Origin of the sequence: Novosphingobium aerophilum (genome assembly GCF_014230305.1) — a bacterium.
Classification (GTDB): domain Bacteria; phylum Pseudomonadota; class Alphaproteobacteria; order Sphingomonadales; family Sphingomonadaceae; genus Novosphingobium; species Novosphingobium aerophilum.
Genome location: NZ_JACLAU010000030.1, coordinates 17,595 through 41,628, shown reverse-complemented (window position 1 = coordinate 41,628; position 24,034 = coordinate 17,595). Strand labels below are relative to the sequence as shown.

The following is a 24,034-nucleotide window of genomic DNA, read 5'->3' as shown; positions in this document are numbered from 1 at the left end:
CGACTGTGCCAGCCCACAAGCGCGGGCGGGCGATGGTCAGGGTCTGCTCAGCCTGCCCGCTGCCGGCCGTGGCGAGGGGCACGGTCGTGGTCGCGGTGGCCGCAGTGCGGCCCAGATGATCGACCAGCCGGGTGGTGACCGTGACGGGGGTGGCCCCCGCCCCGTCATTGCGCAGGCGCGTGGTCACGCGCACCACGGCCCGGCCGGGGCCGATCGCCTCGGTGGTCGCAGCGATCCCGCTACCGCCATGGTCGAGCATGTCGACATGGACGGCATCGGTGGCGACCAGCCGGACCGGGCGATACAGCCCGCCATGGACGAAGAAATCGCCCGCCAGCGGCAGGGCGTCGGCCGTGGCGGCGCCGGGCGCGGGCTTGCTGTTGTCGACCCGCACGGCGAGCACATTGGGCTGCCCCGGCCGGAACGCCGCGGTCGCATCGAAGCGGAAGCGCGAGAAGCCGCCCATGTGCGAGCCCAGCCGGACGCCATTGAGCCAGACCTCGGCCAGCCGGCTTGCCGCGTCGAATTCCAGCCACAGGCGCTTGCCGGTGAAGGCACCGGTCGGAGTAAAGGTCAGGCGGTACCAGCCGACCCCCATGGTCTTGTCGATTGTCTCGGGCCGGTTGAGCCGCCCCGGCGTGTCGGCGCGGTAGAAACCCACCCGGTTCCAGCTATGCGGGACCGCGACGGGCGCCCAACCGCTGTCATCGAAGCCCGGCTGCTCGGGACCGGCGGTGGCCGGATCGAGCCGGAAGCGCCAGCCTTCGGCCAGGACCTGGACCGGGCGATCGGCGCGCGCTGCGGGATCGGGGGCCGACGTCTTGGCGAGCGTCGGGCTGATCCCCGTGACCGCGCCCAGGGTGGTGAACGCCAACATGATCAGCGCACGGTTGCTCGGCATCGCCCTTCTCCCTCTTTGGCCCGACCGATTATGCGGCAGACCACGACCATGGGCAAGCGTCTCGAAGCAAAAAGGCCAGACCAATTTGCCGACCAGTGGCCCCGGCGGGGGCCCATTGGCCGCCGGCATCAAGCACGTCAGGCGCCAGGCCGGGGCGGCCGGGGGGTGTCCGCGGAATCACGCCAGCGCGGTGCGCGGGCGAAGTCGGCCGGGCCAAAGGGCTGCTCCCGGAACAGGAAGGGATAGAAAAAGTGCCTCAACTCGCGGTGGTAGCGGCGGATGCGGTCCTGATAGGTCAGTTGAGCGACCAGGTCAGTCTCGGCCAGGCGATGCAGGACCATCTGCAGACCAACCGGGGGCAACAGCAGCCCGATCCGGCCGCTCAGCGCGTTGCGCCGCTCGAGCCCCGCCCGGTAGGCACGGACCTGCTCCGCCACGCTCAGATCGCCCAGATGCTGGAAGGCGTAGTACCACTTCCAGTGAAAGCCGCTCCGCATCGGCGCGGTATCGCGCCACGCCGGCTCCTCCCGGAAGAAGGCCGCCAGCGTGGCCTCCTTGGGCTTGTCCCACCCGGCGTGGACCGCCTCGCGCTGGGCCAGGGTCAGCTCCACGCCCTGACGCACGGGAACAGCCGCGTTGATCGCCAGCAGTGCGAGCCCGGGCAGCACCAGGGTCATGATCAGCCACACGGCCGCCAGAGTCGCCGCCGAGGTCACCGAAGCCAGGCGGAATCGTCCCACCGCCACACAGACCAGGGCCCAGAACACCGCATAGGCGGCGGCGAGCCCGGCCATGCCGAGGATGGGCTGTCCCGCCCCGGACAGCAGGCCGCCGACTGCCAGGGGCAGGACCAGGGTCAGGATCACCAGCCCCACCCGCAGCACCACCCTTCGGACCCACAGCGCCGTTTCCGACCGGGCCATCACGGTGAGCAGGAGCAGCCGCCCGCCCTCGCGCTCGCTCGAGACCAGATCGTGGAGCAGCACGATGATGAACAGCGGCGCGAGGTAGGTGAGGACAAAGGCCCAGTCGAACCGCCCCGGCAGCGCCAGTTCGGCATTGTAGGCCTCGCTCTCGTTGATCTGGCCTTCCAGCGCCAGGGCCCTGATCCGCAGCACGAAAGGCGCCACGTCACGCTGACCGAGCGCTGCGAAGGCCAGCGGCGAGGGCCGGTCCCAAGTGGCGTAATGGGTGTAGTAGGCCACGTTGCCGGCATCGCCCTCCCGGGTGGCCCAGGCCGCCACCGCGGCCTCGTCCGCCGCCTGCTGCGGCAGGATCCGGTCGATCGCCGCATGCTGCCGGGTGATCTCGGCCAGCCCGGCCCAGACGCTGGCCGAGGCGAGCAGCAGGAGCAGCGCGAGCAGCGGCGCGGCCAGCGGCTGGCGCAGGAACAGGCGCAGTTCGTGACTCCACAACGACATCACAGGTCCCTTCCGAGGCGGCGCGCCGCCAGACCCAGGGCACCGGCTGCCAGCACCAGCCAGACGGCGAGCACGGCAGCCCCGGGGGCGGCAGCCCGGATCCGTTCGCCCAGACCGGCCGAGCGATAGGTGAAGTCCGGCACATCGTGCCAATGGCGCGGATCGATGCGCACCCGGCGGGCGGCCTCGGGATCGCTGTTGCGGTTGCCATCATCGACATAGGTCACAGCTTCGGCCTGGAGCCGGTTCAGCCCCTGCACGATCGTGTAGCGATAGGCTTCGGCCTGGCGCAGGAAGCGGCGGTGCCCCTCCAGATCGGTGCCGGCCAGCGCCATCGACAGGCTGCGCACCGCGACGGCAGGGCTGAGCAGCGCCAGGCCATTCACCACCTCGGCCTGCCGCCGTTGCCGGGCAAACTGGGCTTCGGCATAGCGATCGAACAGGCCGGCGGTCAGGCGTTCGCCCTCCATCGCGACCAGGCCGCGATAGTTGAGCGGCAGGTCTTCGACCCTCGACACCTTGTAACGCGCCAGCAGGCCGGCCTTGAAGGCCGCGAAATGAGGATCGTCCGGGTTGTGGCTGTCCCCGATGCGATGCAGGTCCCGCTGGATGGCGATATCGGTTTCCAGGCGGGTCGGCAGTGGCGCCATCCGCAGCGCGACATCCGAGCCGATCCGCGGCACCAGGATCGTGGTGACGGCCCACAGCCCGAGCAGGGCCATGAGCGCCCCCCGCGCCGACCGGGTCAGCGCTGACACCGTCACCACCCCGGTGACCCAGAGCCCGAGATAGCCGGCATAACCGATGGTGAGCAGGACCGCCGCCACAGGCTCCGCCTGAGCGCTCACGGTCAGCCAGGCCAGGGCGAGGCAGGCCGGCAGCAGCAGGACCGCGGCAATGCCGGCCAGGGCGAGGAGTTTGCCGCGCAGGACCTCGCCCGCCGAACGGCCATGGACCCGCAGCAGCCGCAGCGTGCCCCGTTCCCGCTCCGCAGCAATCAGCCCGAAGCCGATGAAGATCAACACCAGCGGCGCCAGCACCTGCAGGACGAAGGCCGGGCTCAGCTGCCCGAACCGCGCCAGCAGCGACGACTGGCGCACGTCGCCGAAGTTGGCGCTGTTCTGGCGGTGGCCTTCCAGGAAGATGGTGCTGCCGGTGAAGGCGTCGACCCCCGGATCGAACCCGGCCAGCGCCGGCAGGGGACGGAACACGAAGTGCCCATAGTGGACCATCCGGTGGGGGTGCCGCGCCGGCTGTCCGTCGAAATCCTGGTCGGCCTGGGCCTGGAACCGGGCGCGCAGGTCATTGCTGTGGTCCCGATGGGCGATCGCCGTCAGTGCGGCCACGGCGGCCAGCGCCAACAGCATCAGCAAGGCAAGCTGCGCGACCCGACTGCGCGCCATCAGGCGCCAGTCATTGGCCGCCATCAGGCGGATGGGGCTCATGCGGCAGCGACCTCCCCATAGCGATGGTGAAGGGCCATGACATCGATCCCCTCCGCAGGGCGCACTTCTTCCACGATCCGTCCACCCGCGAGGAAGCCGATCCGGTCGGCGCAATCGGCCGCTCCCAGCAGATCGTGGGTCACCATCAGGATGGCCGTACCCCGCGCCTTGAGCCGGCCCAGCAGCGCGTTGAAATCGGCCGTGGCGCGCGGATCGAGACCGCTGGTCGGTTCATCCAGCAGCAGCACGGGAACTTCGCGCAGGACGGCCATGGCAATCGCCACCTTCTGGCGCATGCCTTTCGAATAGCCCCCCACCCGGCGGGTGCGCGCCTCGCTCTGCAGCCCGGCCGCGTCGAGCGCGGCATCGATGATGTCCGGGCCGGGCTCACTGCCGGCCAGGGCCATGAAGTAGGCGATGTTTTCATGCGCGGTGAGCTGATCGTACAGCGCCACGCTTTCGGGGAGGTAGGCGATCTGCCGCCGCGCCTGATCGGGCGCGACGGCCGGATCGACCCCCGCCACGCGCGCCACGCCCGAATCGGGCGCCAGAAAGCCCAGCAGAACGGCCAGAGTGGTGGACTTGCCCGCGCCGTTGCCGCCCAGCAGCGCATAGATTTCCCCGGGCCCAACCTGCAGACTGAGGTCGGCCAGAACAGTCCTGGGGCCGCGCCGCAGGGTCAGGCCGGACAAGTCGATCACAGGATCAAGCGGATGGTCAGGGTCGGATTCGATCATCATGCCGGTCTATTTCCCCGGCCATGCGCCCGTGTCAATGTAATGTTATAACGTCCTATTGACTTGGGCGCAGCTTTGGGTAAGTCGCCGCCCGAATGTTACATTGTAACGTTGCTGAAGCATGTCTGATCAGGGGCATTTGATGAACGCTTTCACTCGCACCTCGCTGGCGGCGCTGGCCGTGGCAGGCCTGTTCCCCCTCGCGACCGCACAAGCCGCCGAGCTGGAGGAAGAGGCCGCCGAGCGGCCCGGCGAGGCCATCACCGTGACCGGGCTGCGCCAAGCCTATCGCGGCGAGTTCGACACCCGCGAGATCCCCCAGTCGATCGCCGTGATCGAAACGCGGACCCTGCAGGACAACAACATCCTGCGCCTGACCGACGCGCTTGATCTCAATGCCGGTGTTGCCCGCCAGAACAATTTCGGCGGACTGTGGGACGCCTATGCCGTGCGCGGCTTTGTCGGCGACGAGAATTTGCCGAGCGGCTATCTGGTCAATGGCTTCAACGGCGGGCGCGGCTTCGGCGGGCCGCGCGACGTGGCCGGGATTCAGCGGATCGAGATCCTCAAGGGCCCCAACGCCGCCTTGTTCGGACGGGGTGAGCCGGGCGGGACGGTCAACCTGGTGACCAAGCGGGCCCAGTTCGGCACCACCAGCGGCACCGCGTCGGCCAGCTACGGCAGCTTCGCCACGGCGCGCGGCGACGCGGACCTGAACCTGGCCGTCACCGATGGCCTGGCGGCGCGGCTGATCGGCTACTACGAACAGGCGGACAGTTTCCGCGACACGGTCGAAACCCAGCGTTACGGCTTCCTGCCGTCGATCTCGGTTCGGCTGGGCGCGCACACGGTCCTGACCTATGATCTGGAGCTGACCCGCCAGGAAGTCCCGTTCGATCGCGGTGTGGTCGCGATCAACGGCCAGTTGGGCCGGGTGGCGCGCAACCGCTTCCTCGGCGAACCCGGCGACGGACCGATCAAGGCACGTGCGACCGGGCATCAACTGCAGTTGCAGCACAGCTTCAGCCCGGCGTGGAGTCTGCTGGTGGGCGGCAGCTATCGCGAGACCAGCCTGGCGGGTTTCTCGACCGAGGCGGAACTGGCGGCCAGCCGGCAGAAGCTGTTCATCGACGGGCAGTCACTCTCGCGCCAGCGCCGTTTCCGCGACTATGACGCCGATCATGCGGTGCTGCGCGCCGAACTGTCCGGTGACGCCACCCTGGCCGGGCTGCGTCACCGCGTGTTGATCGGGGCCGACTTCGACCGGTTCGCCAACGGCCAGCTTTTCCTGCGGGTGCGGCCGGCCGCCAACAGCGGCAATCCGACCGACCAGGCCGCCAACATCATCAACGTGTTCGCCCCGGTCTATGGCCGCTTCGCCCTGCCCGTGCCCGGGCCGCAGACCAACCGGCTCGACGTGCAGAGGGCGTTCGGGGCCTACCTGCAGGATCAGATCACCCTTGCCGACAGCCTGCAGCTGCGGGTGGGCGGGCGCTACGACCGGTTCTCGCTGCGCTCTCGCAACCGCACCGCGGGCACCGAGCAGTCGCGCACGGCCGAACGTTTCAGCCCGCAGGTCGGCCTGGTCTGGACGGTCGATCCCGCCCTGTCGCTGTATGCTTCCTACGGCGAGGGTTTCCGCTCCAACATCGGCGCCACCGCCACTGGGGCAATCTTCGATCCCGAGACGAGCCGCGCCTTCGAGGCGGGGGTCAAGTTCGGACTGCTCGACAACGCGCTGACCGGCACCCTCGCCTACTTCAACCTGCGCAAGACCAACGTGCTCGCCGCCGACCCGGCCAATCCCGGCTTCTCGCTGCCGATCGGCCGCGCCGCCAGCCAGGGTTTCGAGTTCGATCTGGCAGGGACCCTGCCCGGCGAGGTCGAGGTGCAGGTGTCCTATGCCTACGTCGACGCCGAGGCGCGGGCCGACGTGCTCGATCCCAACTTCGCGCTGCAGATCCGCACCGGTGACCGGCTGATCAACGTCCCGCGCCATACCTTCAACCTGCAGGCATCCCGCCCCTTCGCGATCGGGTCGACCCGGCTGCGTGTCGGCGCCGGGCTCCAGCACGTCGGCGCGCGGCTGGGCGAAGTGGGGACACGGTTCGAACTACCCGCCTATACCCTGGCCCGACTCTTCGCGAACTGGCAGCTCACCGACCGGATCGAGGTTTTCGCGCAGGTCCAGAACCTGTTCGACACGACCTATTACACCAACAGCTTCGCCCAGTTGTGGGTCCAGCCGGGGACGCCGCGCGCCGCTAGTGGCGGGGTTCGCGTAAGGTACTGAACGAGCACCGAAATCGGCCTTTGCCAGCCCTGCTCGGCCAGGGTTGGGAAGGTTGCGGCGCGTGGCCTAAGCGGCATTGAATGCCGACGACGGACGGCGCACTGGCGGCCGCAGGTGGCGCCGTGCTGTGGATTTCGGCCACTTGCCGGCACGCAGGGGGAACTTCCGGCTTGGCCCGGCACGGGCTAGGCCGCTATGTCGATGGCGAGTGCCTGTCGTCCCGTCCCCGGCCGGGTCGGCACACCCATCGGTTCCAATCCCCTTGTCACGGATACTCCACCCCATGCCCACCGGTCTGGTCGCCCTGCTCGACGATGTTGCCGTGATCGCCCGGACCGCCGCCGCCTCGCTCGACGATGTCAGCGCGGCCGCGACCAAGGCGGGCAGCAAGGCGGCGGGCGTGGTGATCGACGATGCGGCGGTCACGCCATCCTACGTGACTGACTTCACCCCGGACCGCGAACTGCCGGTGATCGCCCGCATCGCCCGGGGCAGCCTGTTCAACAAGCTGGTGATCCTGTTGCCCGTGGCCCTGCTGCTCAGTGCGGTGCTGCCCGGTGCGATCACGCCGCTGCTGATGGCCGGCGGGCTGTTCCTGTGCTTCGAAGGCGCCGAAAAGCTGCTGGAGAAGCTGACCGGCGAAAAGCACGGACAAACCCTCGAGGATCGCCCGACCGACGCGGTGACGTTCGAGAACGAGCGCGTCTCGGGCGCGGTGCGGACCGACCTGATCCTTTCGGCCGAGATCATGGCCATCGCGCTGGCCGAGGTCGCGGACGAGGGGATCGTGCTGCAAGCGGCGATCCTGGCCGTGGTCGGCATCGCCATCACGGTGATCGTCTATGGCACGGTGGGGCTGATCGTGAAGATGGACGACATCGGCCTGCGCCTCACGAAAGGGTCCTCCAGCGCCGCCAAGGGCATGGGCACCTTCCTGCTGCGCGCCATGCCGGTGCTGCTGACCTTCCTCTCGATCATCGGCACCGCCGCCATGCTGTGGGTGGGCGGCAGCATCATCCTGCATGGGCTGGAAGTGCTCGGCATGGCCGGCCCTGCCCATGTCGAACATGCGGCGCGGCACTGGGTGGAGCAGGCGACCGGCCCCTTGGGCGGGATCTTCGGCTGGCTGACCCATGCCGTCCTTTCGGCGCTGGTCGGCATCGTCCTCGGCGCCATCGTGGCCGGCATCGTGCACATGGTCGCGCGGACCAGGGGCGCGCACTGAGCGCCGCGATGGGGGACAGGACGCCGTCGTCAGGACCGCGGAGGCCGCTTTCGCGTAGTGGTCGTCAGCTCGCCCGACGGACGAATGGATACTTCATCTGGGCGAGATAGCCGCTGGGCACCTGTTCGGGCACGCCATAGCCCTCCGGCCACCGGCTGTCCGGCCAGTGACAGGTGCCGAAGATCCGGTCGATGATCGGAAAATGGATCGCGAAGTTCTTGTCCACGGCTTCCGGTTCGATCGCGTGGTGCCAGTGATGGAAGCGCGGCACGACGATCCACCGGCCCAGGCGGTTGAAGTCACCCCGCAGATTGCCATGAATGAGCGAGGCATAGACATAGACCACGCCCACGTAGGCCTGCATCACCGAGGGCAGGAAGCCCAGTGTCAGCAGGGGCAACGAGGTCAGTCCCCGCAGCAGCACGACTTCGACGAAATGCATGCGCGCGCCGGCGAGCCAGTCCATCGTCCCGGCGCTGTGGTGGACGGCATGGAAGCCCCAGAGGAAGGGGATGCGGTGGAACAGGCGATGGATCCAGTACTGGGCCAGGTCGGTCAGCACCATGGCGAGCGCGAATTGCACCAGCCAGGGCCAGGCGGAGATCGTCGCCCTCACCCCGTTGAGCCAGTCCCAATGGGTGTTGACATAGGTTGACGGGGCCAGCGCCAGGAAGGTGATCAACTGGACCAGCATCGAGCTGAGCAGGAAATAGAACAGGTCTTCCCGCCACTCCGGCCGGAACAGGCGCTGCGCGGCGATGCGCGGAAAGGCTCGCTCGATGGGAGCCATCATCAAGCCGGTCGCCACCATGTTGATGACGAAGAAGTCGACCCCGAAGAAGATGCCCCAGTCGCGCGTCTCCTGGGGCTGGACCGCGGCCCCGCCCAGGATCGTTGCGCCCAGCGCCAGCCCCAGCGCGGTGATCCCCAGCGCCTTGCGCGGCCGCAGCAGCAGGCTGAGCAGGGCCAGCGCATAGGCCGCGATCAGGACGACATGGATCAGCGGCCGGAAGGCGCTGCTGGACCGGATGACATCGAGCTCCGGCATGGCGAACCAGTTCGGCCAGCGCAGGGCGACAACCATGCTGAGGCCCGCGAAAGCCAGCAGGATGCCGAAAAACCCGGCGAACCAGCCGGTGCCGAAGCCGCGCGCCTCGATCGGCGCTTCCAGATCGCGCTTGAGCTGACCCCACCACGTTTGCAAGCTGGCATCCCCCGTCATCACCAGCCCCGGGTCTAGCCCGCAAATCGTGCCAACAGGTTAAGCGGACGGTGCGGGTGCGGCGGGAAAAGCTGCGGCGCGGCCGGGTGAGTCCGAGCCTTGCCGTCCGCTCACCCCTGAGCCGGCCGCACCGGCGTTTTCGTCAGTGCCCCAGCCAGTCGCCGGTCAGGTCACCGCGATGCCCCTCGGGCGCCAGGGCGGCCCGCAGGGCGACCAGCAGCGGCGGCAGGGTCTGGGTGAAGGCGTAGGGCGGATTGACGATGAACAGGCCCGCGCCGTTGTAAAGGCCGGGCTGGTCGACATCGTACAGCCAGTGCTCCACGCAGAGCAGTTTCGGGATCCCGATCCTGCGCAGTTGCGCCTTCCACCGCTGATGCGTAGCCCGGTCTTTCAGCGGATACCAGATGACCGTTACCCCATGGGCCCATTTGCGCTGGGCGGCGGCGAGCGTGGCCGTGATCCGGTCGCGCTCGTCGGTTTGCTCATAGGGCGGATCGACCACCACCACGCCGCGGGCGGTGCGGGGCGGCACCATCGCCAGCCACAGCTCATAGGCGTCGCGGTTATGCACGGCCGCGGAGGTGTCGCGCATCACGGCCCGCAGGGCCTGGACATCCTCGGGATGCTTCTCGTTCAGGATCAGGGCATCCTGGGGGCGCAGGAGCTGCGCCATAATGCGCGGAGACCCCGGATAGAGGTTCGGCTCCGCCCCGCCATTCACCGCCGCGCCATTCACCGCCGCGACGGCGGCGCGGTAATCGTCCAGCAAGGGGTTCGGGTCGGCAAAGGCGCGACGCACACCCTGCATGGACTCGCCGGTGCGCTGGGCCTCGTCACCGCCCAGATCGTAAAGCCCGCAGCCGGCATGGGTATCGATCAGGGTCAGAGCGCCCGGCTTGTGCTGCAAGGCCCGGACCAGGGCGATCAGCAGGCTGTGCTTCACGACATCGGCGCTGTTGCCGGCATGGAAGGAATGACGATAATTCAAGGCTGTTCACATTCCTGACGATCGGCCGCCACCGCCCGGCCGGGCCCGGCACCCCGGCGCGAGGCGACTGGCGCCACCCTTCCGGCGCCTCCTATAGAATTCGGCGGGAACGGTTCAACGCCCTTCTGCGCAAGGCATCAGGCCCGCGCGGGCGATCCTCACCGCCCCGCCGCATGGCTTGCGCTGATCCGAATGCCCCCGCCCTGCCATGTCCGCGTTGCATCGCCGGGCAGTCTGCGGGCCGCCGGTCAGCGGCAGCAGTTGCGCACGAAGTCGGCAAGCTCATCGGCCAGTCGCCGGTCCGAGGTGCCGAGATGCAGGGCCATCGAGTAATGGTTGTGGCCGCTGGCGTAATGGCAACGGGGCAAGTGCCCGTGTTGGGCCAGCCGGTCCCGGATCAACCCCGCCCATTCGGCCTGGAACCGCGGCGGATCGTATTCGGCGCAGGCGAGCAGGATCGGCAGGGTGGTCGCCACCACCGCGTCGCGCGGCATCCGCGCAGGGTAGAGCGCTTCGTCGCCGTAGTAGAACGTGTCGCGCGCATCGAGGGGCGTGTAGCCGTAGAGCCCGGACATCAGCGCCAGCCCGCGCACCGCCAGATCCGGCCGCAGCCTGACAGCGGTGGCCCCGTGCACGGCTCCGGCAGAGGTCCCCACCAGGACAATGCGCTGCGGATCGCCACCGAAGCGCCCGGCATTGGCGGCCAGCCAGTCGATCGCGGCAAGCACGTCCTCGCCCCCGGCCGGCCAGGCATGATCCGGCGCCAGCCGATAGTTCATGACCGCTCCCAGAAAGCCCTGCTCGGCCGCCCACCGGCCGACTGCCGCATTGGGCCAGCCATCGGCGGCCTTATCGCCCTTGAGGAAGCCCCCGCCATGGACGAACAGGATCACGGGAGCGGCGCTTGCCGGCGTCCCGTAGAGATCGAGCCGGTGCCGCTCGTCCGGGCCATAGGCCAGGTCAGCCGCCACGGCCGGGACCCGCCCCGCCAGGGCATGCTGTTCCTGGTCGAACAGCCGGCGGGTGGCCTCCAGCACATCCGGGCCCAGGGTCGTTCCGATCCGGTCTATCGTGGTCATCGTGGTCCTGCGGTTTGGCCTGCGATCGGATGCCGCGGCGTGTGCCGCGCGAGGACTTCTCCGTTCCTCCCGCGCCATACGGCGATGGCTTCGCCCATTTCCATAGCCTGGCCCAGCCCCTTGCGCACCATCGGCGCGGCTCCCGCCACTGCGGCCAGCCAGAACCCGGTTGAAGGCATGGGGCAGAAGGTATGGGGCATCGGGCGGTGCTCCGATCGTCAGAATGGCATTCGCAGCATGTCGCTGCCCACAATGATGCGGCCGGCGAACGCGCGGCGGACATCCCTGATATCGGACGGGCCCGTCACCCCGATATGGGTCAGGATCAGGGTCTTCACACCCGCGGCCGCAGCAAGCTTGCCGACCTCGAGCGGAGAGAGGTGTTCGCGGTCCATGTGCGGGCGGAGATTGGGGGGGACGGACGCGCGGTCGGCGTGCGAGGCCATCTCGGAGACCAGCACATCGGCGCCCTTCGCGAATTGGGCCAGGGCGGCGGAAGGGCCGGTATCGCCGGTGAAGACGATCGAGCGCCCCGGTGCATCAAACCGCAGGGAATAGGACTGGTTCGCGGCGGCGGGGCTGCCCTGGGGAAACTCGTAATGGCTGTTGGCCAGAGCCGAGACCCGGACATGCGCATCCTGGAAGATGGGACCGGCAGCATATTCATGCGCCAGGACAAAGTCGCCGGGGGTTCGCTGGAAACCCTGCTCAGCCCCGCGGATGCGGGCACTGGGGCCCATGGTCAGGATCACACCCTGGACCAGATCGGAGGTGCCCGCCGGGCCGTAAACGTCAAGCCTGGGCGAGCGCAGCGTGTAGCTGAACGAGGCGAGCCCGGTCAGGCCGACGGTGTGGTCGTCATGTAGATGAGTCAGGAAGACGAGCGGCGCCGCGGGAGCCTGCATCCCGGCCCGACCGAGTTGATGCACCACCCCCTCGCCGGCATCGACCAGATAGGTCTGCCCGCCGATCGTCAGCAGGGTCGCAATGCCGGCGCGATCCGCCCGTGCGAGTGGGCCTCCGGACGTTCCGAGCAGGAGCACGCTGCCCGGGCTTGGCACGGGTAACTGGCCCGGACCGGTCGTCACTCCAACGTCCCGGCGGGCGGCAGTGGCAGAAGAACGCTCCCCCCCGCCGGCAAGCGGAGCCATCAACGCGGTCGCGGCCAGCGCGATGGGCAGCAGCCTGGTGATAGGTGTCCCTCCCCCGGATCAGGTTTCGTCGACAATCGGGTTGGCCAGCGTGCCGATCACGCCGATCGACACCTCCACGCGGTCGCCCGCCTTCATGTCGAGCGGGGGATTGCGCTTATCGCCGACCCCGCCCGGGGTGCCGGTGGCGATCACGTCGCCCGGGGCCAGTGGGGTGAAGGTGCTGCAATATGCGATCAGCGCGGGGATATCCCAGATCATGTCCGACACCGGCTGATCCTGGACCAGCTCGCCGTTGAGCCGCGTCTGGACGCGCTGGCCGGCCAGGTTGGGGACGCCATCGGGTGTCACCATCTCCGGACCGAAGGCGCCGGTGGCGGGGAAGTTCTTGCCCGGGGTGAACTGGATATTGTGACGCTGCCAGTCGCGCACCGACACATCGTTGAACACGGCGTAGCCGGCGACGTGGGCCAGGGCGTCTGCCTCGCGGATCCGGCGGCCGCCCTTGCCGATGATGACGGCCAGTTCGCCTTCGTAGTCAAAGCGGGTGCTCTCCCGGGGGCGCACCACCGGCTCCCCCGCCGCCACCAGCGTGTCGGCCCAGCGGGTGAACACGGCCGGATGCTCCTTCTGCTCGCGCCCGGTCTCGGCCACGTGAGTCGCATAGTTGAGACCGATGCAGAGGATCTTGCCCGGGTTCGGCACCACCGGCAGCAGGCGCACGTCGCTGCGCGCATAGGTTGCGGTCGGGGCCAGCGCGCCGAGATCGCGGCCCAGCGCGTCCTTCAGCCAGGACCCGGTCCCGGGCGTGCCAAGGTCAAGCACGGTGTCATGCTCGATCCGGCCGAAGCTGGCCGTTCCGTCAGGCCGCCGGAAGCTGATGTAGCGCGTCATTCCTGTCTTCTCCCTGCCATTCGCACCCCGGCCCCCGCCCGCTGTCCCCGCCAGCGCGGCCGCTCCTGGGACGAAGGTCCGTCTGTCAGTTTTCGAGCGGGGCCGGCTCCCACTCGCGCCGGAAGCAGAACCGCTCCTCGGCCAGGCGCAGGCCGGCAAAGTCCTTGTCCGAAATGCCCCATTGGTCGATCCGCTGCTCGGGCCAGGTCCAGTCGTCGGGTTCGCCGGTCCGGTAATCGGCCGGAACCTTCTCGACCGCGGTCGAATACTCGATCACCGGACCGAACGGCGCGATGTAGTAGGCATAGACATTGGCGCCGGGACCATGCCGCCCCGGCCCCCAGGCCGGCTGGAACCCGTTGTCGCGCATCCAGCCGATCCCGCGCATCACCGCGTCCAGATCGTCCATCTCGAAGGCGATGTGGTTCAGGCTGGCGAATCCCGCCCGGGCGAAGGCGGTCGAATGGTGGCTGTCGTTGCAGCGCACGAAGACCATGCCCCGGGTGCGGTCCGAAACGCGGAAGCCCAGCACCTGCTCGACGGCATGGCCGCTCGCCTCGGCATCGACCGCGTTGAACACCACGTGGGTCAGCTTGACCGGCATGACCCGCTTGCTGGCCTTGCTGTAACCTTCGATCGGCGCGGTCTCGGCGGCGTCCGCGAGAAAGCGCAGCAGCTCGCCCTCGGGCAGCTCGACCGCGATCCCGTGGCCACCGCCCGGATCGCCGGACACCGCCGGGCGGGCCGGCCAGCCGGCCGCCGCGACCCGCGCCTTGAGCGCGGCAAGTTCGTCGCCCGTGCAGACGAAGGTCGTCGAGCGGACGAACTCGTCGCCTGGCGCAAAGGCAACCAGATAAGGGTCAGGACCCGAGCCGCGCAGGTAATGCGTGGTCCCGCGGACCTCGGCGCCGACCAGGCCCCAGACATCGACCATGAAGGCCGCCGCCGCCGCCGGATCGGGCAGCGACAGTTCGATGCTGCGCAGCTTCATGCCGCCTGCTCCGGCGTTCCCTGCTCCAGTCCGGCCGCGCGGATGCCGGCGCGGGCGCAGTCCTCATCGCAATCGCCGGTGTCGCCGCTGACCCCGACCGCGCCGATCACCTGCCCCGCCGCATCGCGCATCAGCACCCCGCCCGGCGAATAGGCGATCTGGCCTTCGACCGTGGCCGCGACCGCCTGGAAAAAGGCGGGATTGGTCGCGGCGCGCTGAGCCAGCACGCGGGTGTCCGCCCCCATGCCGAGCGCGCCAATGGCCTTGGCCATCGCGATCCGGTGGCGGAAGAACGTGGCGCCATCCTCGCGCGCCAGAGCGACCGGATGGCCCCCGGCATCGAGCACGACCACCGCCAGCGGCTGGGCGCCCCGGCTCCGCGCTTCGGCAAGGGTTGTAGTGATGATGGCCTGGGCCTGGGCGAGGGAAAGGATCGTCATGCTGCCAACTCCGTAGCCTGGCCCAGCGCGGCCGCGCGCGCCGCCAGCAGTTCGCCGGGCTTGCCGGTGCCGAACACGTAGTGATCGGGACGGACCAGCACCGCCTCCACGCCCCGCGTGCCGAGCCAGGTCTGAACCGCCCCGCCATCGGGAAGAGCCGCAGCGCCGAATGTCACCACACCGGTTGTGGAAGGGACAGTGACCGAGAGACCGGTGCCGAACAGCCGCCAGCCCTGCCCGGTGAAATCGTCGAGACGCCGCCCGTCCTCCAGGATCGGCTGGATGAAGCGCTCGCCCGCGCTGGCGCTGCCGGGCAGGATCACCCCGCATCCGATCGCGGGGATGAGGTCGGCTGCGGTCTCTCCGGCGCGTTCGGCAGCCCGGGCGCGAATCTCGGCATCGCGGGCCGCGGCCCTGACCGGATCGAGCTCGCAGATGTAGCGACCAGCCGCGACCGCCGCGCCGATCACGGCACGGACATGGGGGTCGCGCTCGGCCTGGTACGTGGCGAGCAGTACCTGCGGACCGCCATTCCGCACCACCGCGGCGATCTTCCAGGCGAGGTTGGCGACATCGCGCAGGCCATGACACATGCCCTGCCCGAAGAACGGCGGAGTCTGGTGCGCGGCATCGCCGGCCAGGAACACCCGGCCAACCTGCCACCGTTCGGCCAGCAGCCCATGGAACCGGTACGTCGCGGCCCGGACGATGCGGTGCGGCACGTCCTTCATCCAGGGGCCGACCAGCGCGGCAACACGCTCCGGCCGCATCATCCCGGCATCATCCTCGCCGGGCAGCAGCATGAACTCCCAGCGGCGGTGATTGCCGCGCCCGGGCACCACGGTCGCCGGACGAACCGGATCGCACATCATCACCGACAGGCGCTGCAGGTCTGCGCCGTCGGGCACCCCGGTCAACGGCGGGAAGCTCACCGGCCCCTCGACCTCGGCATCCACAACCAGCCACGGCTCCTCGAAGTCGAGATCGTCGAGGGCCACACCCAGCGCCTTGCGCACCGGGCTGCGGGCGCCGTCCGCTGCGATGATCCAGCGGCCGCGCACGGCACGCACGCCGCCCGCGCCGGCGTAATGGACGGTCACCCCGGTCTCGTCCTGCTCAAGCCCGACGAACTCGGCACCCAGCTCCAGCTCGACGCTCTGCAGCCGGTCCATTCCGGCCCTCAGGTGCGCCTCCAGCTCCGGCTGATAAAAGAACCAGTCGTTGGCCCAACCGAACGGCTGGGGCTTGCCCACCGTGCCCATGTAGCGGATCACGCCGTGGTCGGCGCCGATGTGGAGGTGGCCGTCGGCAGCAATCATGTCGGGCAGGACCCGGTCGATCATCCCCGCACTCTGGAACAGGCGCATCATCTCATGATCGAGATGGACCGCCCGGGGCAGCGGATAGTGCTCCAGCTCCTTTTCGAGCACCAGCACCGACAGACCCTGCCGTCCCAGCAGGTTGGCTCCCAGCGCCCCGACGGGACCGCACCCGATGATGACGACATCGTAAGTCATGGTCAGGCCGCCATCGCCTCCGGTGCCTTGTGGAGCATGCCGTCCTGCATGATCATCACCAGCCGGTTCTTGTCCTGCAGGATCGCGACATCGGCGGTCGGATCGCCATCGACCAGCAGCAGGTCGGCCAGAAAGCCTTCGCGCACCTGGCCCACCTCAAGGTCCATCAGCTCGCCGCCCAACCGGGTTGCGGCAACCAGCGCCTCGGCCGGGGTATAGCCGAAGTGTTCGACGAAAATCGCCAGGTCGCGGGCGTTGCGGCCGATCGGGTTGAATGGAAATCCATAGTCGCCGCCAATCAGGATCCTGACGCCGCGCGCCTTGAGCGCGGGAACGAGGCGGGCTTCCAGCGCCATCCGCTCGGCCGCGCTGGCTTTCATCGCACTCATGTCGATATGGGGCGGAGGGGTGGCTTCGAGCGCCGCGATCGAGACGCCCGGCGACGGCGCGTAGAAGGTCCGGTCCCTCGCCGCGACCATCGCATCGGCCGCTTCGCTGTCGGCATAGGACGCGTGGTAGATGATCCGCGCGCCGGCCCCCAGCGCCAGCGCGATCGCCTTGGGGTAATAGGCATGGCAGGCGATCCACAGCCCCAGCTCGCGCGCCGCCCGGCCCGCCTCGGCCATTTCCTCGTCGGTGTAGAGCACGTGCTGCGCCGTTCCGGGCTTCAGCGCATCCTCGCCCGAGACCACCAGCTTGACCGATCCGATCCCCTGGGCCCGGCAATAGTCCATGAAGGCGCGCATCGCCGCCGGGCCGCGGCCGTTGAACACGTCGCCGGTCTCGACGCCCTCGGCCCCTTCGGGGCTGCGCTCCAGCGTCGATGGGACCAGCCGCGGCCCCGGGGTCTCCCCCGCAGCGATCGCCTTGGCCAGTTCGACCTCGATCCCGTCACCAAGCGCGCCCGCCGAATAGGCGCTGGTGAAGCCGTGATCGAGCAGCACCCGGGCATTGCGCCAGGCAGCAACCTTGAGCTCCTCGGGCGGCAGGATGAACTGGTGGTAGATCTTCTCGACCGAGGATCCCCAGGTGAGATGGGCATGGGCCTCGATCATGCCGGGCATCAGCGTCCGGCCTGCGGCATCGATCACCCGGTCGGCAACGGCATCGGCCAGCGCCCCGTCGCCATAGGCGACCGCGGCGATCCGCTGGCCGTCGACCAGCACCGCACCCACCCGCGCCGCCTCGCCGCTGCCATCGAAAATTCGCGCGTGGCGGATCAGGGTCCGCATATCGACTCTCCCAGCCTCTATCGTGGCAGGGCTGTCTCACATCCTGGCATTAGCCGGAAATACGATTTTCTTGGAGGATCATAAGCCTTGCCTATGGGAGGGACAATGCGCTGATGAACCGCTGAGCGAGGGGCGAAAGATCGGCACTGGCCAGGGCACGGACGCCGATCTGCCGCTGGAAGGTGACGTTCTCGATCTCGATCGCGCGCAGCACGCCCACCGACAATTCGGCTTCCACCACTTGCCGGGGCAGTATCGTCACGCGATCGGTGGTGCGCACGATACCCTTGGTGGTGAGCAGGGAATCGCAGCGCACCACGTTCTTGGGTTGGCTGCACTGCGCGTTGATGAAAAGGCTCTGGATCTGGCGCTGGAAGCCGCCCCCGGCACGGGGCAGGACCCAGGGCAGCGCGCTGATGCTGTCAAGCCTGAGCGAATCCGGCAGCCCGGCATGCGCCGCGCCGACGATCAGGGCGAACGGGTCCTGCATGACGGTCCATTCGGCGAATTCATCCTGGGGCGAGGCCAGGCCGGTGGTGACCAGCGCCAGCTCGATCTCGCGCCGGCGCAGCATCTCGGACAGGGCCTCGTCGGAGGCTTCGATCACCGACATGTCGAAGCTGGCCTGGGCCTCGTCCAGATGCCGGATGGCCCGGGGCACCAGGCTGACCAGCGCGCCGGGCGTCCCGCCGATGCGGATCGGGCCGGCAATCCCTGCCGATGCCCGTTCGACCGCCTCACGCGCCTCGTGCAGCACGGCCGACAGGGCCGCCGCCTTGGCCCACAGCGCCTCGCCCTCGCGCGTCAAGGCAATCCCCGTGGCCGTGCGCTTCAGCAGCGCCACGCCCAGCCTGCTCTCAAGCTGCGCAATGGTCTGCGAAACCGATGGCTGGGAGACACCCAGCGCCCTGGCCGCTCCGCTGATCGAACCGGACTGGCACACCTGATTGAACACCACGAGTGCGCGGGGATCGAGGCCTGCCGACAAGTCGCTCGAAAGGCTGGCGGTGGTCATGGCGGGTCCCTTGTCCGACGTCCGGCCTGTCAGTCTCCGCAGCCTCGGCACGGCACAGGTCGGCTGCCGCCGTTGTGTAGGGCCACTTTACCGCGAGACAAGCCCGTCGCGGCGGATGGCCCAGCCGCAGCTTCATGCCGCACGGGAATGTCCACCTGCGGGCCCCGAGGAAATCCAGGCGATGTCAGCGCTGGGCGGGGACCGCTGCTGCCGCCAGGTTCATGTCGTCCAGCGCCAGCGTCAGCAGGTGCTGCATGGCCTTGATGGCATCGGTGCTCGAACCCCGCGCGATGGCTTCGAACACGGCTTCGTGTTCCGGCAGGGGGTCCCGGGGGCTGGCCTGCGCCTTCTGCTTGAAATGCGTGGTCCAGCGCACGGCGGCGCCGATCGAGCTGCCCAGCGAGACGATCGCCTCATTGCAGCACGCCGCCAGGATCAGGCGGTGGAACTGCCGGTCGGCCTCCTGCCCTTCGGCCCCCGCCAGTCCGGCGGACGCCATCACGCGAAGGCAATCGGCCATCTCGGCAAGCTGTTCCGGCGTCCTCCGCTCGGCCGCCAGGCCAGCCGCCACCGGTTCCAGCACATGGCGCAACTCGAACAGGTCCTTGACGAACTTCTCGTCGGGCTGGTCGGCGAACATCCAGGCGAGGATGTCGGGGTCCAGCAGGTTCCACTGCGTCCTGGCCGTGATCCGGCTGCCCGCCTTGGGGCGACTTTCGATCAGCCCCTTGGCGACCAGGATCTTGAGCGCTTCGCGATAGGCCGTGCGAGACACGCCCATGCGGTCGGAGCTCTCGATCTCGCCCCCCAGCGTCGCCCCGCTCGCCAGGCTCCCGTTGAGGATCGCCGTCCCGATCTTGCGCGCCACCTCCTCGTGAAGGCGTTCGACCTTTCTGGCCTTTGGTTTGGTCAACCCCGATCTCCCCGCACCGGGGGCTCCATTCGCCGAACGGAGCTGCGATTGCAATGCGTGCGCCGATGGACGGGTCGGCGACGGGCTCCAGCGGGCGGCCATCGACATCGATCCGCCGCCCGCGGATCAGGTCGCGGAAACGGCAGGCTCATGCTCGTCCCCCGCGATCTTGCCGAAGCCCACGATGCCGAACCGCAAGGTCACAGGCAGCGCACCGCGCTGAGCCCGGTGTCGCTCGCGGCTTCCAGCGGATTCCGCGCCGGCAGGAGGAAGCCCTCGGCTTCGATATCGAAGACGTCCCCGGGTTCGGTCGCGATCCCGTCGCTGAACGACAGGGTTGCCGTGCCGAAGAAATGGACATGGACATCGCCGGGCCTGCGGAACTGCGCATATTTGAAATGATGATGTTCAAGGTTGGCCAGGCTGTGGCTCATGTTGGCCTCGCCCGAGAGGAATTCGCGCGACCAGACCACGGTGTCGCCGCGCCGGATGGTGGCCCTGCCCCGGACCGAAGCGGGCAGCTCGCCCAGCCTCAGCTCCGGGCCGAGAGCCGCCTGTCGCAGCTTGGAGTGGGCCAGCCAGAGGTAGTTGACCCGCTCGGTCACGTGGTCGGAGAACTCGTTGCCCAGCGCGAAGCCCAGCCGCACGGGGTCCCCGGCCCCGCCCACCAGGTAGATCCCGGCGATCTCCGGCTCCTCGCCGCCATCGCCGGCGAAGGCGGGTCGCTGCAGCGGCGCGCCCGGGGCGACCAGGATCGACCCGTCGCCCTTGTAGAACCATTCAGGCTGCGCCCCGACCGCGCCTGCGGCGGGCTTGCCGCCTTCCAGCCCCATCAGGAACATCCTCATGGAATCGGTCGCCTGCCCCGCGGCGGCGGCCTTGTGCATCTTGTCCCGACCCTCGGCGCTGCCCAGGTGAGTCAGGCCCGTGCCCGACACCAGCAGGTGAGCGGGGTCGGGATGATCGATCGGGCAGAGCAGGCGCACGGCGGCCAGGTCGACCGTTTCGCCAAGCGCCGCCGCCGCGGTCTCGCCCAGGGTCGATCCCCGTTCCAGCGCCTGCCGCGCGAGGCCCAGCGTGGTGGTCGCGCCCCCGACCAGGCGGGCGGTCCCCTGCGCGTCGAGCGCGACCACACCCCTGGCACCGCCGCGCTCGATCTGGATCAGCGAACGGATCATGCCGGCCGCTCCCGCACGCCGTTGACCGTGCGGGGCAGGCTCCAGGGATTGTCGTCCTGCAGAGCCGCCGGCAGCAGCCCCGCGGCGATATCCTGATAGCAGACCGGGCGCAGGAACCGGGCCATGGCCAGGGTTCCGACCGAACTCGTGCGCGGATCGGTGGTGGCCGGGAACGGCCCGCCATGCACCATGGCGTGGCAGACTTCGACCCCGGTCGGCCAGCCGTTCGCGAGAACCCTGCCCGCCTTCCGCGCCAGGCCGGGCAAGAGCTGCGCCGCCGCCGCGGCATCCGCCTCGTCGTGGTGGATGGTCGCGGTGAGCTGGCCTTCGAGACCGGCGATGACCTGGGCCAGCTCGCCCAGGTCGGCACAGATCACCAGCAGCGAGGAGGCGCCGAACACCTCCTCCCCCAGCGCCGGGTTGGCGAGAAACCGCGCCGCCGAGGTTTCGAACAGCGCGCCGCAGCCCTGGTTGGGCGTGGCGGGCGTCGGACCGCTGGCGATGCGCGTCACGTCGGGGCTGGCGTCGAGCGCCGCCACGCCCGCACTGAAGGCGCCATGGATCGCCGGGGTGAGCATGGCGTGCGGTTGCGTGGCGGCCAGCGCCTGGGCCGCAGCGGTCTTGAACCGGGTGCAGCCCTCGCCCTCGATCAGCAGGACCAGCCCCGGGTTGGTGCAGAACTGCCCGGCCCCCAGCGTCAGCGATCCGACGAATTCGGCGCCGAGCCGTTCCGCCCGCGCCGCCAGCGCCTGCGGCAGGATGACCACGGGATTGACCGCGCTCATCTCGGCGTAGACCGGGATCGGCTCGGGCCGCTCGGCCGCGATCCTGGCGAGAGCCAGTCCACCCGCGCGCGATCCGGTAAAGCCCACCGCCTTGATCCGGGGATCGGCGACCAGCGCCGCCCCCAATGCCGGGGCCGGGCCAGGCAGATAGCTGAACACGCCGGCCGGCAGTCCGCGGGCGGCGACAGCCGCCGTGATCGCGCGGGCCACCAGCTCGCCGGTACCGGGATGAGCGGGGTGTCCCTTGACGATGACCGGGCAACCCGCCGCCAGTGCGGAAGCCGTGTCTCCCCCCGCCACCGAAAAGGCGAGCGGGAAGTTCGAGGCGCCAAAGACCGCGACCGGGCCGAGCGGCTGGTTCATCCGGCGCAGGTCGGCCCGGGGGGGCGCCCTGTCCGGCAGGGCCGGGTCGATCGTGACGTCGAGCCATTCGCCGCGCCGCAGCTCGCCGGCGAAAAGACGCAACTGCCCCACGGTGCGGCCGCGCTCGCCCTCCAGCCGTGCCCGGGGCAGACCGCTTTCGACCATGGCCATGGCGACCAGCTCGTCTCCGAGCGCCAGGATTTCCTCGGCCATGGCCTCGAGGAACCCGGCCCGGGCTTCCGGGTCGAGTGCGGCAAAGGCCGGAGCCGCGCGTTCGGCCAAGGCGCAGGCGTCGCGCACGTCCTCCGCCCCGGCCTGCGAATAGGTCTGGTCGATCGGCTCGCCGGTCGCGGCATCGGTTGCCCGGAAGCGCTCGGCGGTCTGGCGGGTTTCGCCAGCGATGATGATGGAACCGTCTGGCACGGAAAAGCCCCTTATCAATGGTTGTCGCGCGGCAGACCGCGGGTCTGCGCGATGCGCTGGAACTGCTCGGCGCCCTCAAGGATCGCGCCGTGCTCAAGCTGCCCGATGTGGGTGCGGTGGATGGCCTGCCAGGGCGTCTGCGACGAGGGATAGGCATAGCCCCCCGCGGCCTCCAGCGCGGTCCGCCTTTGGGCCAGCTCGGCGTCGGAGACGAGCACGTCGACCGTCCCCCGGCCGAGGTCGATGCGCACCCGGTCGCCGGTCCGCAGCAGGGCCAGCCCGCCCCCCACCGCGGCTTCGGGAGAGGCGTTGAGGATCGAGGGACTGCCCGAGGTGCCGGACTGGCGTCCGTCGCCCAGGCACGGCAGGTTGGCCACGCCTTCGCGCAGCAGATAGGCCGGGGCGCGCATGTTGACCACTTCGGCCGCGCCAGGATAGCCCACAGGCCCGGCCCCGCGCATCACCAGCAGGGTGTTGGCGTCGATCGCCAGGGCCGGATCGTCGATCCGGGCGTGATAGTCCTCGGGCCCGTCGAACACCACGACCGGCCCCTCGAAGGCGTCGGGATCGTCGGGGTTGGACAGGTAGCGGGCCCGGAACTCGGCACTGATCACGCTGGTCTTCATGATCGCGCTGGTGAACAGGTTTCCGCTCAGCACGATGAAGCCGGCGTCGGGCTTGAGCGGTTCATCGAACGGCCGGATCACCGCCTTGTCCTCGATCGGCGTGCCGCGGCAGTTCTCCCCGATCGTCCGGCCGTTGGCGGTGCGCGCATCTTCGCGGATCAGGCCCTGCTCGATCAGTTGCGCCACCACGGCGGGCACCCCCCCGGCGCGGTAGAAATCCTCGCCCAGGTACTCGCCGGCGGGCTGCAGGTTGACCAGCAGCGGCACACGCAGGCCGAACTCCTGCCAGTCACGGATCGACAGCTCGACCCCGAGGTGGCGGGCTATCGCCTGGAGGTGGATCGGCGCATTGGTCGATCCCCCGATGGCGCTGTTGACGACGATCGCGTTGAGGAAGGCATCGCGGGTCATCAGATCGGAGGGCTTCAGATCCTCGCGCACCATGTCGACGATCCGCTTGCCGGTGCGCCAGGCGTTTTCCTGCCGGTCGCGATAGGGTGCGGGGATCGCGGCCGAGCCCGGCAGCGACATGCCCAACACTTCGGTCAGCGAATTCATCGTCGTCGCCGTGCCCATGGTGTTGCAATAGCCGGTCGAGGGCGCCGAGCTGGCGACCAGCTTCACGAAGCCGGCCTGGTCGATCTCGCCCCGGCTCAGCATCTCGCGCGCTTTCCACACGATCGTTCCCGATCCGGTCCGCTCGCCCTGGTGCCACCCGTTGAGCATCGGCCCGACCGACAGCGCGATCGCCGGCAGGTTGACCGTCGCCGCAGCCATCAGCGCGGCCGGGGTGGTCTTGTCGCAACCGATGGTCAGCACCACGCCGTCGAGCGGGTAGCCGTAAAGGACCTCGACCAGACCGAGATAGGCCAGGTTGCGGTCCAGCCCGGCGGTGGGGCGCTTGCCGGTTTCCTGGATCGGATGGACCGGAAACTCGATCGCCACCCCGCCGGCCTCGCGGATGCCCTCGCGCACCCGTTCGGCCAGGACCAGATGGTGCCGGTTGCAGGGTGACAGGTCGCTGCCGGTCTGGGCGATGCCGATGATGGGCCGTCCGGAGCGCAGTTCCTCCAGGCTCAGGCCGAAGTTGAGGTACCGCTCAAGATAGAGCGCGGTCATGTCGATGTTGGCCGGATTGTCGAACCAGGCCTGCGAGCGCAGCTTGCCGGTCCCGGCACGGCCCTCCATGTCCCGG

20 protein-coding genes are annotated in these 24,034 nt (G+C 69.3%); 2 read left to right on the top strand and 18 right to left on the bottom strand.

The genetic code is table 11. The annotated features are described in order from the left end of the window. From H7F49_RS14800 to H7F49_RS14785, 4 genes are all read right to left on the bottom strand, one after another. Positions 1-901, bottom strand: a 901-nt coding sequence (locus H7F49_RS14800; protein WP_235982202.1) for a sugar-binding domain-containing protein, incomplete at its 3' end; no start/stop codon positions are given. Positions 902-1,038: 137 nt separating this feature from the next. Then, positions 1,039-2,322 carry an ABC transporter permease gene (locus H7F49_RS14795; protein WP_185684348.1) on the bottom strand — a complete coding sequence of 428 codons (1,284 nt, stop codon included), beginning with the start codon at positions 2,320-2,322 and terminating at the stop codon, positions 1,039-1,041. Beyond that, positions 2,322-3,767, bottom strand: coding sequence for an ABC transporter permease (locus H7F49_RS14790; RefSeq protein ID WP_185684347.1), 1,446 nt, complete (start codon positions 3,765-3,767; stop codon positions 2,322-2,324). The genes H7F49_RS14795 and H7F49_RS14790 overlap by 1 nt, the downstream gene beginning before the upstream one ends. Next, positions 3,764-4,507 (bottom strand): ABC transporter ATP-binding protein, encoded by a 744-nt coding sequence (locus H7F49_RS14785; protein WP_235982201.1) that lies wholly within the window; start codon positions 4,505-4,507, stop codon positions 3,764-3,766. Before H7F49_RS14785 ends, H7F49_RS14790 begins: the two co-directional genes overlap by 4 nt. Before the next feature lie 139 nt (positions 4,508-4,646). Between H7F49_RS14785 and H7F49_RS14780 the strand changes: the two genes are divergently transcribed. Then, positions 4,647-6,797 (top strand): TonB-dependent siderophore receptor, encoded by a 2,151-nt coding sequence (locus tag H7F49_RS14780; protein ID WP_185684346.1) that lies wholly within the window; start codon positions 4,647-4,649, stop codon positions 6,795-6,797. Positions 6,798-7,080: 283 nt separating this feature from the next. Next, a complete protein-coding gene (locus H7F49_RS14775) occupies positions 7,081-8,022 on the top strand; it encodes a DUF808 domain-containing protein (protein WP_185684345.1) in 942 nt (313 codons plus the stop codon). Positions 8,023-8,086: 64 nt separating this feature from the next. Here the strand turns inward: H7F49_RS14775 and H7F49_RS14770 are convergent, their stop codons facing one another. The 14 genes from H7F49_RS14770 to H7F49_RS14705 all read right to left on the bottom strand — a co-directional run bounded on the left by H7F49_RS14770 (position 8,087) and on the right by H7F49_RS14705 (position 24,027). Further along, positions 8,087-9,244 (bottom strand): sterol desaturase family protein, encoded by a 1,158-nt coding sequence (locus H7F49_RS14770; protein ID WP_235982200.1) that lies wholly within the window; start codon positions 9,242-9,244, stop codon positions 8,087-8,089. Between the two features lie 142 nt (positions 9,245-9,386). Beyond that, complete coding sequence (locus H7F49_RS14765) at positions 9,387-10,232, bottom strand: 23S rRNA (adenine(2030)-N(6))-methyltransferase RlmJ (protein ID WP_185684343.1); 846 nt, start codon at positions 10,230-10,232, stop codon at positions 9,387-9,389. A gap of 248 nt (positions 10,233-10,480) precedes the next feature. Next, complete coding sequence (locus tag H7F49_RS14760) at positions 10,481-11,311, bottom strand: alpha/beta hydrolase (RefSeq protein ID WP_185684342.1); 831 nt, start codon at positions 11,309-11,311, stop codon at positions 10,481-10,483. Positions 11,312-11,529: 218 nt separating this feature from the next. Next, positions 11,530-12,399: an MBL fold metallo-hydrolase gene (locus tag H7F49_RS14755; RefSeq protein WP_185684341.1), complete on the bottom strand. Its 870-nt coding sequence runs from the start codon at positions 12,397-12,399 to the stop codon at positions 11,530-11,532. Between the two features lie 123 nt (positions 12,400-12,522). Next, a complete protein-coding gene (locus H7F49_RS14750) occupies positions 12,523-13,356 on the bottom strand; it encodes a fumarylacetoacetate hydrolase family protein (RefSeq protein ID WP_185684340.1) in 834 nt (277 codons plus the stop codon). Between the two features lie 85 nt (positions 13,357-13,441). After that, on the bottom strand, positions 13,442-14,347 hold the full coding sequence (locus H7F49_RS14745) for a VOC family protein (RefSeq protein WP_185684339.1): 906 nt from the start codon (positions 14,345-14,347) through the stop codon (positions 13,442-13,444). Then, positions 14,344-14,787 (bottom strand): GlcG/HbpS family heme-binding protein, encoded by a 444-nt coding sequence (locus tag H7F49_RS14740; protein ID WP_185684338.1) that lies wholly within the window; start codon positions 14,785-14,787, stop codon positions 14,344-14,346. Before H7F49_RS14740 ends, H7F49_RS14745 begins: the two co-directional genes overlap by 4 nt. Next, positions 14,784-16,304 carry a bifunctional 3-(3-hydroxy-phenyl)propionate/3-hydroxycinnamic acid hydroxylase gene (locus H7F49_RS14735; protein WP_185684337.1) on the bottom strand — a complete coding sequence of 507 codons (1,521 nt, stop codon included), beginning with the start codon at positions 16,302-16,304 and terminating at the stop codon, positions 14,784-14,786. The genes H7F49_RS14740 and H7F49_RS14735 overlap by 4 nt, the downstream gene beginning before the upstream one ends. A gap of 2 nt (positions 16,305-16,306) precedes the next feature. After that, on the bottom strand, positions 16,307-17,536 hold the full coding sequence (locus H7F49_RS14730; protein ID WP_185684336.1) for an amidohydrolase family protein: 1,230 nt from the start codon (positions 17,534-17,536) through the stop codon (positions 16,307-16,309). A 91-nt stretch (positions 17,537-17,627) separates the two neighbouring features. Beyond that, on the bottom strand, positions 17,628-18,551 hold the full coding sequence (locus H7F49_RS14725; protein ID WP_185684335.1) for a LysR family transcriptional regulator: 924 nt from the start codon (positions 18,549-18,551) through the stop codon (positions 17,628-17,630). A gap of 184 nt (positions 18,552-18,735) precedes the next feature. Continuing rightward, the gene (locus tag H7F49_RS14720) at positions 18,736-19,464 is read right to left on the bottom strand and encodes a FadR/GntR family transcriptional regulator (RefSeq protein WP_235982197.1); all 729 of its coding nucleotides are present in this window, start codon (positions 19,462-19,464) and stop codon (positions 18,736-18,738) included. 200 nt (positions 19,465-19,664) lie between these two features. Then, complete coding sequence (gene araD1, locus H7F49_RS14715; RefSeq protein WP_185684334.1) at positions 19,665-20,642, bottom strand: AraD1 family protein; 978 nt, start codon at positions 20,640-20,642, stop codon at positions 19,665-19,667. Then, a complete protein-coding gene (locus H7F49_RS14710) occupies positions 20,639-22,213 on the bottom strand; it encodes an aldehyde dehydrogenase (NADP(+)) (protein WP_185684333.1) in 1,575 nt (524 codons plus the stop codon). The genes araD1 and H7F49_RS14710 overlap by 4 nt, the downstream gene beginning before the upstream one ends. 14 nt (positions 22,214-22,227) lie before the next feature. Continuing rightward, the gene (locus tag H7F49_RS14705; RefSeq protein ID WP_185684332.1) at positions 22,228-24,027 is read right to left on the bottom strand and encodes an IlvD/Edd family dehydratase; all 1,800 of its coding nucleotides are present in this window, start codon (positions 24,025-24,027) and stop codon (positions 22,228-22,230) included. Between the last annotated feature and the right edge of the window lie 7 nt (positions 24,028-24,034).